Below are 13,310 nucleotides of genomic sequence, written 5' to 3'. Positions count from 1 at the left end.
GTCTTGGGACGTATCCCATGTGAGGCAAGTTCCAGGAGGAAACGACATGGCCATCTTCAGCAGCCTGATGCCCGCGAAGCGGGACCACGGCAAGGACACGTCACGGCACGACAGCTCGGGGCACGGGCACCGTCACGGCCACGGCGACCACAACACCGGTCACGGCAACCGCCATGACCACGGCAACCGTCACAGCCACGACAAGTACTGATCGCCTACGCAGCTGAGCGGACCGGAGGCCGGAGGACCCGGTCCGCTCCGCCGATCCCCGAGGAACGCACGCCATGGCGCATGTCCTGCGGCGTCTGCTCTCGCTGGGCGAGACCTCGGACGCCGTGGTGCCGGCGGCTCCCCCGCTGCCCCCGCGCGAGGTGTTCCGGCGGTTCTGGCCGTACACCCGCGGCGGCCGGCGCTGGCTCGTGCCGGTCGTCCTGTTCAGCCTGACCGGCCCCGTCGTCGACGCGGCCGAGCTGTGGCTCTTCAAGATCGTCGTGGACGACGTCCTCGTCCCCCGCGACCTGCACCCCTTCCTGTGGATCGCGCCGGCCTACCTGGGCCTGGTCGTCTGCTCCGGCATCCTGGGCTTCGCCGACGACGTCACCTCCACCTGGGTCGGCGAGCGCTTCCTGCTCGCCCTGCGCTCCGACGTCTTCCGGCACGTCCAGGGGCTGTCGCTCGGCTTCTTCGAGCGCCGGCGGCTCGGGGACGTGCTGTCCCGGGTCACGGGCGACGTCGACGCGGTGGAGACGTTCCTGCTCTCCGGCGTGGCGGACGCCCTCTACTACGTGGTCCGCCTCGGTGTCTTCCTCGGCCTGCTGTGCTACCTGCGCTGGGACCTGACCCTGCTCGCCCTGGCCGTGGTGCCCCTGTTCTGGGGCGCCGCCCGGCACTTCTCGCGGCTGATCAAGGAAGCGTCCCGGGAGCGCAGACGGCGCAGCGGCTCGCTCAGTGCGATCGCCGAGGAGTCGCTGGGCAACGTCGTGCTGGTGCAGGCGTACAACCGGCAGGGCTGGGAGGAGCGCCGGTTCGAGCGGGAGAACCTCGGCCGGTTCCGGGCGGCGATGGCCTCGGCACGGATCCGTGCCGTCTACGGTCCCGTCGTGGAGATCATCGAGGTGGCCGGCGGCCTGACGGTGATGGGTCTGGGCACCTGGAAGCTGGCCCAGGGTCAGCTCACGCTCGGCGGACTGCTGGTCTTCCTCGCGCTGATCGGCAAGCTGTACGGCCCGGTCCGCGGCCTGTCGCACCTCGGCACCACCTTCTACGCGGCCTCCGCCTCGGCGGAACGGATCATCGAGTTGCTGGACCAGCGGCCCCAGGTGGCCGAGGCTCCCGGCGCCCGGCGGACCGGCCGCGCACGGGGCGAGCTCGAGTTCGACGGGGTGTGGTTCCGCTATCCCGGCGGCCCGTCCTGGGCGCTGTCGGACGTGTCCTTCCACGTGGCGCCCGGGGAGACGCTCGCACTGGTCGGCGCCAGCGGGGCGGGCAAGTCGACCGTCGCCAAGCTCCAGCTGCGCTTCTACGACCCCGACCGGGGCGCGGTCCGCCTCGACGGGACCGATCTGCGGCAGCTGAGCCTGTCCGGCGTCCGGGAGAGCGTGGCGGTGGTGCTCCAGGAGACGCTCGTCTTCCACGGCACCGTCCGGGACAACATCGCCTACGGCCGGCCGGGGGCCACGGACGGAGACATCGTGGCCGCGGCGCGGGCGGCGGACGCGCACGAGTTCATCGAGCTGCTCCCCGAGGGCTACGACACCCTGGTCGACCAGCGCGGCCGCACCCTGTCCGGCGGCCAGTGCCAGCGCCTGGCGATCGCCCGCGCGATGATCCGGGACGCGCCCGTACTGCTCCTGGACGAGCCGACGGCCGGGCTCGACGTGCGGTCGGGCCGGCGGATCATGGACCCGCTGCGCCGGCTCATGGCCGGGCGGACCACGGTCGTCATCTCCCACAACCTGCTGACCGTCCGCGACGCCACGCGCATCGTCGTCCTCGACCACGGCCGGATCGTGGAGCACGGCGCCCACGACGACCTGCTCGGCCACGACGGCGCCTACGCCCGGCTGCACCGGCTGCACACGGGAGCGGTGCTGTCATGAGTGTCACCGCCGTGCCCGACACCCCGCCCCTGCCGCCCGGCACCGAACCGGTCCCGGGCTACGAGATCCTCGCGGGCCTGGCCCGCACCGGCTGGCTGGACGTCTACGACGCCTGGAGCGCGGAACGGGACTGCCGGTGCGTGATCAAGCTGGTGCGCCCCGACCGGCGCGGCGAGCGGCGGCTGGGCGAGCGGTTGCTGCGCGAGGGGCGGTGGCTGCGGGACTTCACCCATCCCCACCTGGTCCGGGCCTACGACGTCCGCACGGAGCCCGAGCCGCTCGTCGTCCTGGAGACCCTGACCGGTGAGACGCTGTCCCACCTGCTGCACCGGCTGCGGCACCGGCCGTCCGCGGCCGACGTGGCGCTCCTCGGGGTGCAGCTGTGCTCCGCGGCCCACTACCTGCACGGCCGGGGTCTGCTGCACCTGGACCTCAAGCCGTCGAACGTGGTGGTGGACCGGGGACTGGCGAAGGTGCTGGACCTGAGCGTCGCCCGGCCTCCGGGGCCCGCCCCGGCGGGCGTGGGCACCTGCTGCTATCTCGCCCCGGAGCAGGCCCGCGGCGGGCCGCTCACGGCCGCCGCCGACGTGTGGGGCATCGGCATCACCCTGTTCGAGGCCGCCTGCGGTGGCCTGCCGTTCGAGTGCCGCACGACCGGCGGGACGGCCGAGCGGCCGTACGCCGGGGACGAGCCGTGCTCGGGGACCGGCACGGGTGGCCCGGACGACTGGTATCCGCAGCCGGAGCGGACCGCGCCGCCGGTCGGGTCGCGGCGGCGGCTGCCGCCCGCGCTCGCCGCCGCCGTCGACGGCTGCCTGCGGCCCGATCCCGTGGCGCGGCCCACCGTCGCCGCACTGGCCGCCGCCCTGGAGGCCGTCCTGCCGGTACCGCGCCGCGGCCGGTGAGCGGGGCTGTTCACGCCTCCGGGGTCGTGACCTGACCCTTCTGCAGCTGGGCGGTGGCGAGGACGGTGCCGTCGGGGGACGTCAGGCGGGCGCCGGAGTACCGGGTGAGGTCGCCGGGCACCGCCACGCCCCAGTCGCCGTGTCCGTCGCGCAGGGCGAAGTCGCCGACGCGCAGGCTCGTGCCGTCGGGGCGGTCGAGGAGACAGGTGACCGGGCCGGTGTACCGGGTGCCGGTGAGGGCGACGGACACGAAGACCCAGCCGGGCGGGCCCGGGTGGGCGTAGACCTCGCCCACGGGCTGCCCGCCGTGCCCCGCCGGAGTCATGTCCCCGACCATCACCGGTTCGGACTCGACGGCGGGCGGCGAGGCGACGACCTGCTCGACGGCGGTGCCGATCGCCCAGCCGGCGAATCCGACGGCGACGGCGAGGGTGGCCCCGACCGCCGCGGCCCGCGCCCGGGCCCGCCGGGCGCCGCGGTGCGGGCCCGGGCGGGGGCGGCCGTAGGCGCGGGCGGGCCGCTGCCTCTCGGACGCGGACGCCTGCCGGGCGAGACTGCGCGCCACGCGGGTCTCGAAGCCCAGCGGCGGCTCGCGGTCCGGCAGCAGGCCGACCAGCCGGTCACCGACCTGGGTCAGTTGCCGGACGTACTCCCGGCAGTTCGCACACCGGTCCAGGTGGGCGACCGCCTCGGCCCGCTCCCGGCCGGGCAGCACGCCCAGCGCGAGCTCGGAACCGATCTCCCGCAGCTTCTCGCAGTCCACGTCACCGGACATGGTCGCCTCGCTTCGCAGACGCGACGGTGGTGCGCAGCTTTGCCATCGCCGTCCTGATCCGCGTCTTGGCGGTGCCCAGCGGGATCCGCTCCGCGTCGGCGACCTGCCGGGCCGTCATGCCGTAGATTCCGGCCATCATCAGCGCCCTGGCCTGCTCCCGTGGCAGCCGTGCCAGGGCGGCCCGGACCTGGGCGGAGGCCTCGTCGGCCAGCGCCCACTGCTCGGGGGTCTCGGTGACGACGTCCAGCAGGTCCTCGAGGTCCTCGGGCGCCATCGGCTCCGTCCGCCGGGCACGGACGGCGTCGATGGCCAGGTTGTGCGCGATGCTCGTCAGCCAGGTCATGACCGAGCCGCGACGCGAGTCGTAGATCTGCGCATGACGCCACGCACGCTCGAACGTCTGCTGGGCGACGTCCTCGGCTAGTTGCTGGTCCCCGGTGACCGCCATGGCCACACCGAAGACCCGATGCTGGAACCTCCGTACGAAGAGCCCAGCCAGCTCCGGATCTCCGGCGGCCAGCCCGGACAGCAGAGCCTCGTCCGGGAGGCGGCCGACGGGGAACCGGTTTCCCGACACACCTCTGTATACGTTCGACGGCCGCCAGGGGATTGCCCGGCCCCCGGCCCGCTCGCCGCGGAAGATCACATGCCCATTCTGCGTCGGCCGGGCGGACCCCGCATGCGGTCAGTGGCCGTTCTGCGCCAGCCGCAGCAGATGGTCCGCCAGCGCCTGCCCCCCGGTGGGGTCCCGGCTGATCAGCAGCAAGGTGTCGTCGCCGGCGATCGTGCCCAGGATGTCGTGCAGCTCCGCCTGGTCGATGGCGGAGGCCAGGAACTGCGCGGCCCCCGGCGGAGTGCGCAGGACCACCAGGTTCGCCGAGGCCTCCGCGGAGATCAGCAGCTCCTGGGAGAGCCGCCGCATCCGCTCCTCCTTCGCCGACCCCCCCAGCGGGGCGCGCGGGGTACGGAAACCGCCCTCGCTCGGCACCGCGTAGATCAGGTCGCCGTCGGTGTTGCGGATCTTCACCGCGTTCAGCTCGTCGAGGTCCCGGCTGAGCGTCGCCTGCGTGACGCTCAGCCCGTCGTCGGCGAGCAGCTTGGCCAGCTGGCTCTGCGACCGCACCGGCTGCCGGTTGAGGATGTCCACGATCCGGCGGTGCCGTGCGGTGCGGGTCTGCGGTACGGCGGGTCCGGCCCCCGCCGCCTGCTCGTGGTCCTGCGCCTGGCTCATCGTCGTCTCATTCTCCGGATCGTCCGTCCCCATCCACAGGGCCAGCTGCGTCGAGGATGCCGGGCAGCGCCCGGAGCAGCGCACCCACCTCGTCGTCGCGGACATTCAGCGGCGGCATGAGCCGTACGACGTCGGGGGCGGGCGCGTTCACCAGGAACCCGGCCTCCTGGGCCGCCTGCTGCACCTGAGGTGCGCGCGGCCCGGTGAGCACGATACCCAGGAGCAGGCCCGCGCCCCGGACATAATCGATCAACGGGTGGTTCAGCGCCTCGATTCCGTCCCGCACCCTCTCGCCCTGCCGCTTGACGTTGTCGAGCAGGTTCTCGCCCTCGATGGTGTCGAGCACGGCGAGCCCGGCGGCGCAGGCGACGGGGTTGCCGCCGAAGGTGGTGCCGTGCTGGCCGGGCTGGAGCAGTTCCGCGGCCCGGCCGAAGGCCACGGTCGCGCCGAGCGGCAGACCGCCGCCGAGCTGCTTGGCGAGGGTGACGACGTCGGGCAGCACGCCCTCGTGGGCCTGGTACTCGAACCAGGTGCCGGTGCGGCCGATGCCGGTCTGCACCTCGTCCAGGACCAGCAGGGCGCCGGTGGCGGCGGTGATCGCGCGGGCCGCCTTGAGGTAGCCGGCCGGCGGCACGACCACGCCGTTCTCGCCCTGGATCGGCTCGATGACGACGAGGGCCGTCTCCTCCGTCACCGCGGCGGCCAGCGCCTGGGCGTCACCGTAGGGGACGTGGGTGACCTCGCCGGGCAGCGGCAGGAAGGGCTCCTGCTTGGCGGGCTGGCCGGTGAGCGCGAGGGCGCCCATCGTCCGGCCGTGGAAGCCGCCGTCGGCGGCGACCATGTGGGTGCGCCCGGTGAGCCGGCCGATCTTGAACGCGGCCTCGTTGGCCTCGGCGCCGGAGTTGCAGAAGAAGACCCGGCCCTCCCGGCCGAAGAGCTGGAGCAGCCGTTCGGCGAGGGCGACGGTGGGCTCGGCCAGGAAGAGGTTGGAGATGTGGCCGAGGGCGGCGATCTGGCCGCTCACGGCCTCGACGATCGCGGGGTGGGCGTGGCCGAGGGCGTTGGTGGCGATGCCGCCGACGAAGTCGAGGTACTGCTTGCCGTCCGCGTCCCACAGCGTGGTGCCCTCGCCACGGACGAGGGGCAGGCGCGGAGTGCCGTAGTTGTTCATGAGCGCGCCCTGCCACCGCTGGGTCAGCTCCTGATTGCCCGTCACTGTGCGTCCCCCTCAGGCTGGTCGGGCACGACCATGGTGCCGATGCCCTCGTCGGTGAAGATCTCCAGCAGGATCGAGTGCTGGACCCGGCCGTCGATGACGCGGGCCGTCGTCACGCCGTTGCGCACGGCGTGCAGGCAGCCCTCCATCTTCGGCACCATGCCGGAGCTCAACTCCGGTAGCAGTTTCTCCAGTTGGGATGCGGTGAGGCGGCTGATCACCTCGTCGCTGTGCGGCCAGTCCTCGTAGAGGCCCTCGACGTCCGTGAGGACCATGAGGGTTTCGGCGCCCAGAGCAGCAGCGAGTGCCGCAGCCGCCGTATCAGCATTGACGTTGTAGACATGTCCGTCGTCCTGGCTACGGGCGATCGAGGAGACGACCGGGATGCGGCCGTCGGCGAGCAGTGCCTCGATGGCGCCCGTGTCGATCGCGGTGATCTCGCCGACCCGGCCGATGTCGACCGGTTCGCCGTCGATCTCGGGCTGGTGCTTGGTCGCGGTGATGGTGTGCGCGTCCTCGCCGGTGAGGCCGACGGCGAGCGGTCCGTGCTGGTTGAGCAGGCCGACCAGCTCGCGCTGCACCTGCCCGGCGAGCACCATCCGTACGACGTCCATGGCGTCCTCGGTGGTGACGCGCAGGCCCGCCTTGAACTCGCTGACGATGCCGTGCTTGTCGAGGGCGGCGCTGATCTGCGGGCCGCCGCCGTGCACGACGACCGGCTTGAGGCCGGCGTGGTGCAGGAACACCACGTCCTGGGCGAACGCGGCCTTCAGGTCCTCGTCGATCATGGCGTTGCCGCCGAACTTGATGACGACCGTCCTGCCGTTGTGCTTGACCAGCCAGGGCAGCGCCTCGATGAGGATCTGGGCTTTCGGCAGGGCCGTGTGCTTGCGAGTGCTCATGAGGAGTAGGCGCTGTTCTCGTGGACGTAGTCGGCGGTCAGGTCGTTGGTCCAGATGGTCGCGGTCTCGGTGCCCGCCGCGAGGTCGGCCACGATGTGGACCTCGCGGTAGCGCATGTCGACCAGTTCCCTGTCCTCGCCGACAGAACCGTTCTTGCACACCCAGACGCCGTTGATGGCGACATTCAGCTGGTCCGGCTCGAAGGCGGCCTTCGTGGTGCCGATGGCGGAGAGCACGCGGCCCCAGTTGGGGTCCTCGCCGTGGAGGGCGCACTTCAGGAGGTTGTTGCGGGCGATGGAGCGGCCCACCTCGACGGCGTCCTCCTCGCTCGCCGCGTTGATCACCTCGACCTTGATGTCCTTGCTGGCGCCCTCGGCGTCGCCGATGAGCTGCCGGCCGAGGTCGTCGCAGACCTGCCGTACGGCCTCGGCGAACTCGTCGTACCCGGGGGTGATGCCCGAGGCGCCGGAGGCGAGCAGCAGGACGGTGTCGTTGGTGGACATGCAGCCGTCGGAGTCGACGCGGTCGAAGGTGACCTTGGTGGCCGCGCGCAGGGCCTGGTCCAGCTCCTCGTTGCCGAGGTCGGCGTCGGTGGTGAGGACGACGAGCATGGTGGCCAGGCCCGGGGCGAGCATGCCGGCGCCCTTGGCCATGCCGCCGACGGTCCAGCCGTCCTTGGTCACGACGGACGTCTTGTGGACGGTGTCGGTCGTCTTGATCGCGATGGCGGCCTTCTCGCCACCGTGCTCGGACAGCTGCGCGGCGGCCGTCCCGACGCCGGGCAGGAGCTTGTCCATGGGCAGCAGCACGCCGATCAGGCCGGTGGAGCAGACGGCGACCTCGATGGCGCCGCGGCCGAGCACCTCGGCGGCCTTCTCGGCGGTGGCGTGGGTGTCCTGGAAGCCCTGGGGGCCGGTGCAGGCGTTGGCGCCGCCGGAGTTGAGGACGACGACCGAGACCTGGCCGCCCTTGAGGACCTGCTCGGACCAGAGCACCGGTGCGGCCTTCACGCGGTTGGAGGTGAAGACGCCCGCGGCGGCACGGCGGGGCCCGTTGTTGACCACGAGGGCCAGGTCGGGGTTGCCGTTCTCCTTGATCCCGGCGGCGATGCCCGCCGCCGTGAATCCCTTGGCTGCCGTGACGCTCACGGTGCGACTCCGATCGTGGAAAGACCCGTGGTCTCGTCGAGACCCAGGGCGATGTTCATGCTCTGGACGGCACCGCCCGCGGTGCCCTTGGTCAGGTTGTCGATGGCGCTGATCGCGATGATGCGGCCCACGGACTCGTCGTACGCGACCTGCACCTGAACGGCGTTCGAACCGTGGACGGACGCCGTGGCGGGCCACTGGCCCTCCGGGAGCAGGTGGACGAAGGGCTCGTCGGCGTAGGCCTTCTCGTAGGCGGCGCGGACCGAGTCCGCCGTCACCCCCGCGACGGCCTTGGCGCTGCACGTCGCGAGGATGCCGCGGGGCATCGGCGCGAGGGTCGGCGTGAAGGAGACCGCGATCCGCTCGCCCGCCACCCCGCTCAGGTTCTGGATCATCTCGGGGGTGTGCCGGTGGCCGCCGCCGACGCCGTACGGCGACATGGAGCCCATGACCTCGCTGCCGAGCAGGTGCGGCTTGGGCGCCTTGCCCGCGCCGGAGGTGCCGGAGGCGGCGACGATCACGGCCTCGGGCTCGGCGAGGTGGGCCGCGTAGGCCGGGTACAGGGCGAGGGAGACGGCGGTCGGGTAGCAACCGGGCACCGCGATGCGCTTGGACCCCTCCAGCGCGGCGCGGGCGCCCGGCAGTTCGGGGAGGCCGTAGGGCCAGGTGCCGGCGTGCGGGGAGCCGTAGAAGCTCTCCCAGTCGGCGGGGTCCTTCAGCCGGAAGTCGGCACCCATGTCGATCACGAGGACACCGGGGCCGAGCTGCTCGGCGACGGCGGCGGACTGCCCGTGCGGCAGCGCGAGGAAGACCACGTCGTGCCCGGCGAGCGCCTCCGGCGTGGTCTCGGCCAGCACCCGGTCGGCCAGCGGCAGCAGGTGCGGCTGGAGCGCGCCGAGCCGCTGTCCGGCGTTGGAGTTGCCGGTCAGGGCACCGATCTCGACCTCGGGGTGCGCGAGGAGCAGGCGCAGGACCTCTCCGCCCGCGTATCCGCTCGCTCCGGCCACCGCCGCACGTACTGCCATGTCCACCCTCCTCTGGATGGCATGACTATACGTATCGCTGCACGTTTATGCAATCGGCTTGGGGAGCATCACCCAGCGGGAGACGAGGTAGGTGACCGGGACGGCCATGGCCGAGGCGAGCAGCGGGGCGAAGCGGCTGCCGGCGTGCAGGACGTCCACGATCAGGTACACCCCGGCCGTGGTGATCAGGAAGTTGGTCACGTTCGTCAGCGGGAACAGCAGGAACTTCTGCCAGGTGGGCCGGATCCGGTAGGTGAAGCGCGCGTTCAGGAAAAAGGATCCGATCATGCTGAGCAGAAAGGCCAGGACGTGCGCCGCGAGATAGGGAAAGCCGGTCAGGAACAGGAGGTAGAGGCAGTAGTAGGTCGCCGTGTTGACGACACCGACCACCGCGAAGGTCAGAATCTGCCGCATCAGGGAATGAGATCTTTCGTCCGTTCCACATTGGTCGCCTTCACCAGGAAGTGCGGGCGCCCCTTCACCTCGTAGTAGATGCGGCCGGTGTACTCCCCGATGACTCCCAGCATGACCATCTGGACGCCCGCGAGGGCCGTCACGGTGGTGATGATGGTCACATAGCCGGGGGTCTGGACGCCGTTCGCGAGCGCGGCACCCACGATCCAGGCGGTGTACAGGCCCGCGCACAGCAGCAGCCCCACACCGAGCCACAGCGCGGCCCGCAGCGGGCGGTTGTTGAAGGACAGCAGGCCGTCGAGGCCGTAGTTGAGCAGGCCGCGCAGGTTCCAGGAGCTGCGGCCGGCCTCGCGCGCGGCGTTGCGGTACTCGAAGGTGGTGCTGGGGAAGCCCACCCAGGCGAACAGGCCCTTGGAGAAGCGGTTGTACTCGGTGAGGGCCAGCACCGCGTCCACCACCCGGCGCGACAGCAGCCGGAAGTCCCCGACGCCGTCGACGAGTTCGACGTCGACCAGGCGGTTGACGAGCCGGTAGTACAGGCGCGCGGTGAGGGTCCGGGTGAACCGGTCGCCGGTGCGGGTGCGCTTGGCGATGACCTGGTCGTAGCCCTGCTCGCACAGCTCGACCATGCGCTTGATCAGCGCCGGGGGGTGCTGGAGGTCGGCGTCCATGACGATCACCGAGTCGCCCGAGGCGTGCCGCAGGCCGGCGAGCAGGGCCGCCTCCTTGCCGAAGTTGCGGCTGAAGGAGACGTAGCGCACCCGGGGGTCGCAATCCGCCAGGCCCTTCAGGACGGCGAGCGTACGGTCCCGGCTGCCGTCGTCCACGTACACGAACTCCATGTCGTGGCCGAGGGGCAGCAGTTCCTCGGCGACCTTCTGGACCTCCTGGTGGAAGCGGGCGAGGACGTCTTCCTCGTTGTAGCAGGGCGCGACGATCGATATCAGCATGCGGGGTCCCCCCTGGGCGCGGTCAGAGAGCGGTGGTCACGCGCTCACGCGGTGATGTGGTCGTGGGCGGCGCCGGGGCGCGCCGGCGGCGGACGGCGCCGACGGCGGTGAGCAGGACGAGGGCGAGCAGCGAGGCCGCCCCGACGGTCGTGCCCAGCCGCAGGCCGGGTGGATGGAAGGTGCAGGTCAGCGTGGTGGTGGTGCCGTCCAGGGGGACGGCGACCAGGCCGTGGAAGTCACCGGCGGGGCGCTCGGGGCCGTCCCCGGTGGCGCACCGCCAGCCGGCGATCCGGGGCGCCGCGACGACCGCGATGCCCTTGCTGCCGGCGGGCAGCCGGGCCCGCACGGTGCCGTCGGAGACCGTCACCCGGGTGGCTCCGGTCGCCTTCAGCCGGGCTGCGGCGGTGTCCAGCCTCGCGGTGTCCAGGCAGCCGACGGCGCCGGGCGGGATGCGGCCGGGCCGGTCCGGGGTCAGCTCGACGCGCAGCCGCCCGGAGGCGGGGGCGCGGCCGAGCGGCTCCATGGCGGCGCGGTTGCGCGGGAACGCGAACCTGAACCGGGCGGTGGCGCCGGCGCCGGCGAGCCGTGCGGTGCCGGAGAAGTGCGGGGCCCACAGGTGGACCTGGGTGCCGGCCGGGCAGCGTGCGGTGATCGTCGGCCGGGCCAGGGCGTTTCCGGTGCCGATCCGGCGGCTCGTCACCGGCCGCCCGCCGTCGTCGTGCACGGTGACGCGGGGCACGGTGTAGACGCGGCTGCCGAGCAGCAGTTCCTGGTTGCGGTACGGCGACGGCCCGAATGGTGTGCTGTCGGGTGCGGCCCGGACGGTGACCAGGGGCGGCACGTCCCGCCGGGTGACGGTGACCGGTCCGCCGCCCGGGGGCACGTGCTTCTGGTGCGGGTCGGGCGGGGAGTGCACCCGGGCGCCGACCGAGAAGACGACGTCCGTGACGGCGTTGTCCAGGCTCTGCACGTTCCGGCCGCGCGAGGTCCAGCCGTCGCCCAGCGCGGTGAGGGTGCGGCTGAGGACGTCCGAGGTCAGGCTGCTGTAGTACTGGGCGCCCTCGCCTCCCACCAGCAGCGGGTCGTTGCCGACGGTCTGCTCGCGGCCGGGGTCGGTGCGGTACCGGGGCCAGCCGTCGGCCCCGGCGACGGCCGCCGCCTGCGTCGTCTGCCGCTCGCCCCAGGGTGCGTAGTCGTCCAGGTGCGCGAGGCGCATCCGGGTGGCCACGGCGGAGGTGGCGGCGCTCTCGCCGGCCTGCACGCCGAGCAGCAGGACGACGGCCAGCCCGGCGAGCCGGGTGCGCTGCCCGGTGCGCGCCAGCAGGACGAGCCCCGCCAGGGCGCCCGCGAGGGCGGGCAGCAGGACCGGCCAGGTGTACCAGCCGACCAGCGTGCTGCGGCCGGCGTCGACGGCGATCAGCGCCAGCAGCGCGGCCGCGGCGCCGAGCGCGCGCCGGTCGGGGACGCCGTACGCCAGAGCGTGCCAGGCGGCGATCACCAGCAGGCCGCACAGCACGAACGCCTGCCGGTAGGCGCTGCCCTGCGGGGTGGCGAAGGCGTGCCAGACCAGGTGGGTGGGGCCCCACTGGAGGGACAGGGCCACCGCGAGCACCAGTGCCGTCCAGCCGGTGCGGACCGGGACCGGGACCGCCCGGTGGAAGGGCAGCGCGAGGGCGAGGAGCAGGGCGGTGAGGCCGACGTAGAGGGCCGGGGAGCCGAAGCCGTAGGTCGCGGGCAGCAGCCGGGCGGCGACGTCCTCGGCGGGCACCGGGGCGAACTGCCGTACCCGGCCCGGGTAGGCGTGCCGGGTGCCGAAGTAGACGACGGTGACCAGCGGGGCGGCGAGGCCCACGCCGAGGGCGGTGGTGAGGGCGGCGCGGCCGGCCGTGGCGAGCGCCTGCCGGCGCGGCGGGCGGGCGAGCAGCAGGCGCAGCAGCAGCACCAGGGCGGCGCCGAGGGCCGGGCAGGCTCCGGCGTCCGGCGAGCGCGCGTTCGCCGACCAGGCACAGCAGCGGCAGGGCGACCAGACCGTCGAGCCACATCGGGTTGTACGAGGCGTCGGCCAGGCTCCAGCCGCACAGCGCGTACGAGGCGCCGAGCAGTCCCGCCGCCCACCGGCGGCCGGGACGCAGGGTGAGCAGCAGCCAGGCCATGGCCGCGGCGGCGGAGGCGGTCTTCAGCAGGGTGACGGCGTAGACGGCGAGGTCGATCCGGTCGCGCGGGAGGACCGCGACGAGCAGGGCGAACGGGCTGCCGAGGTAGGTGCCGAGGTCGGGCAGGAAGCTCGCGCCGTAGCCGGACTGCCAGTTGACGAGGAGGCCGCCCTGGGCCCTGCCGTGCAGCAGGTCCCACAGGTGGGCGTGGAAGGGCACGTACTGGTTGCCGAGGTCGTTGACGCTGCGGGTGCGGGGGCCGAAGGGGTAGCTGCGCGCCAGCACGTCACCGGCGCAGATTGCGGTGATCGTGACGGCCGCGGCGAGGAGGGCGGCGGCCGGGCGCGGCGCACGGGGCGAAAGCGGACGGTCCATGTGTCGGGAGGCCCCCAGCGAATTCATTTCGTCTGTTTCGCCGGGTCAGACGGGGCTGCTTTCCGCATGGTTGTGTGCTCACCAAAAAGTGGGGCGAGTTCCTCCGAATACGGGAAA

The 13,310-nt window shown here is 72.8% G+C and carries 12 protein-coding genes and 1 pseudogene; 3 read left to right on the top strand and 10 right to left on the bottom strand.

Annotated features, from left to right (window positions below; translation table 11 throughout):
* The first annotated feature begins 46 nt into the window (after positions 1–46).
* The 3 genes from ACIP4Y_RS25100 (at position 47) to ACIP4Y_RS25090 (ending at position 3,004) form a co-directional block, all read left to right on the top strand.
* Positions 47–211, top strand: coding sequence for a hypothetical protein (locus tag ACIP4Y_RS25100; protein ID WP_401397424.1), 165 nt, complete (start codon positions 47–49; stop codon positions 209–211).
* 73 nt (positions 212–284) lie between these two features.
* On the top strand, positions 285–2,099 hold the full coding sequence (locus ACIP4Y_RS25095; protein WP_401397421.1) for an ABC transporter ATP-binding protein: 1,815 nt from the start codon (positions 285–287) through the stop codon (positions 2,097–2,099).
* Complete coding sequence (locus ACIP4Y_RS25090) at positions 2,096–3,004, top strand: serine/threonine-protein kinase (RefSeq protein ID WP_401397418.1); 909 nt, start codon at positions 2,096–2,098, stop codon at positions 3,002–3,004. Before ACIP4Y_RS25095 ends, ACIP4Y_RS25090 begins: the two co-directional genes overlap by 4 nt.
* A gap of 10 nt (positions 3,005–3,014) precedes the next feature.
* Here the strand turns inward: ACIP4Y_RS25090 and ACIP4Y_RS25085 are convergent, their stop codons facing one another.
* From ACIP4Y_RS25085 to ACIP4Y_RS25040, 10 genes and pseudogenes are all read right to left on the bottom strand, one after another.
* Complete coding sequence (locus ACIP4Y_RS25085) at positions 3,015–3,779, bottom strand: hypothetical protein (protein ID WP_401397415.1); 765 nt, start codon at positions 3,777–3,779, stop codon at positions 3,015–3,017.
* On the bottom strand, positions 3,769–4,356 hold the full coding sequence (locus ACIP4Y_RS25080) for a sigma-70 family RNA polymerase sigma factor (RefSeq protein ID WP_358643396.1): 588 nt from the start codon (positions 4,354–4,356) through the stop codon (positions 3,769–3,771). The genes ACIP4Y_RS25085 and ACIP4Y_RS25080 overlap by 11 nt, the downstream gene beginning before the upstream one ends.
* A 108-nt stretch (positions 4,357–4,464) precedes the next feature.
* Positions 4,465–5,010, bottom strand: coding sequence for an arginine repressor (locus ACIP4Y_RS25075; protein ID WP_401397411.1), 546 nt, complete (start codon positions 5,008–5,010; stop codon positions 4,465–4,467).
* Positions 5,011–5,017: 7 nt separating this feature from the next.
* The gene (locus ACIP4Y_RS25070) at positions 5,018–6,226 is read right to left on the bottom strand and encodes an acetylornithine transaminase (protein ID WP_401397408.1); all 1,209 of its coding nucleotides are present in this window, start codon (positions 6,224–6,226) and stop codon (positions 5,018–5,020) included.
* Complete coding sequence (gene argB, locus ACIP4Y_RS25065) at positions 6,223–7,128, bottom strand: acetylglutamate kinase (RefSeq protein ID WP_401397405.1); 906 nt, start codon at positions 7,126–7,128, stop codon at positions 6,223–6,225. The genes ACIP4Y_RS25070 and argB overlap by 4 nt, the downstream gene beginning before the upstream one ends.
* Positions 7,125–8,276: a bifunctional glutamate N-acetyltransferase/amino-acid acetyltransferase ArgJ gene (gene argJ, locus ACIP4Y_RS25060; RefSeq protein ID WP_401397402.1), complete on the bottom strand. Its 1,152-nt coding sequence runs from the start codon at positions 8,274–8,276 to the stop codon at positions 7,125–7,127. Before argJ ends, argB begins: the two co-directional genes overlap by 4 nt.
* Entirely contained in the window at positions 8,273–9,301 is a 1,029-nt protein-coding gene (argC, locus tag ACIP4Y_RS25055; protein ID WP_358643406.1) for an N-acetyl-gamma-glutamyl-phosphate reductase, read from the bottom strand. Before argC ends, argJ begins: the two co-directional genes overlap by 4 nt.
* A 45-nt stretch (positions 9,302–9,346) precedes the next feature.
* Positions 9,347–9,715 carry a GtrA family protein gene (locus ACIP4Y_RS25050; RefSeq protein WP_358643408.1) on the bottom strand — a complete coding sequence of 123 codons (369 nt, stop codon included), beginning with the start codon at positions 9,713–9,715 and terminating at the stop codon, positions 9,347–9,349.
* Positions 9,715–10,665 carry a glycosyltransferase family 2 protein gene (locus tag ACIP4Y_RS25045; protein ID WP_401397397.1) on the bottom strand — a complete coding sequence of 317 codons (951 nt, stop codon included), beginning with the start codon at positions 10,663–10,665 and terminating at the stop codon, positions 9,715–9,717. Before ACIP4Y_RS25045 ends, ACIP4Y_RS25050 begins: the two co-directional genes overlap by 1 nt.
* Positions 10,666–10,687: 22 nt before the next feature.
* Positions 10,688–13,193: pseudogene (locus ACIP4Y_RS25040) on the bottom strand (YfhO family protein).
* Positions 13,194–13,310 lie beyond the last annotated feature (117 nt).

The organism is Streptomyces sp. NPDC088810 (assembly GCF_044750305.1).
GTDB lineage: Bacteria > Actinomycetota > Actinomycetes > Streptomycetales > Streptomycetaceae > Streptomyces.
This window is presented reverse-complemented; position numbering and strand designations above follow the sequence as displayed.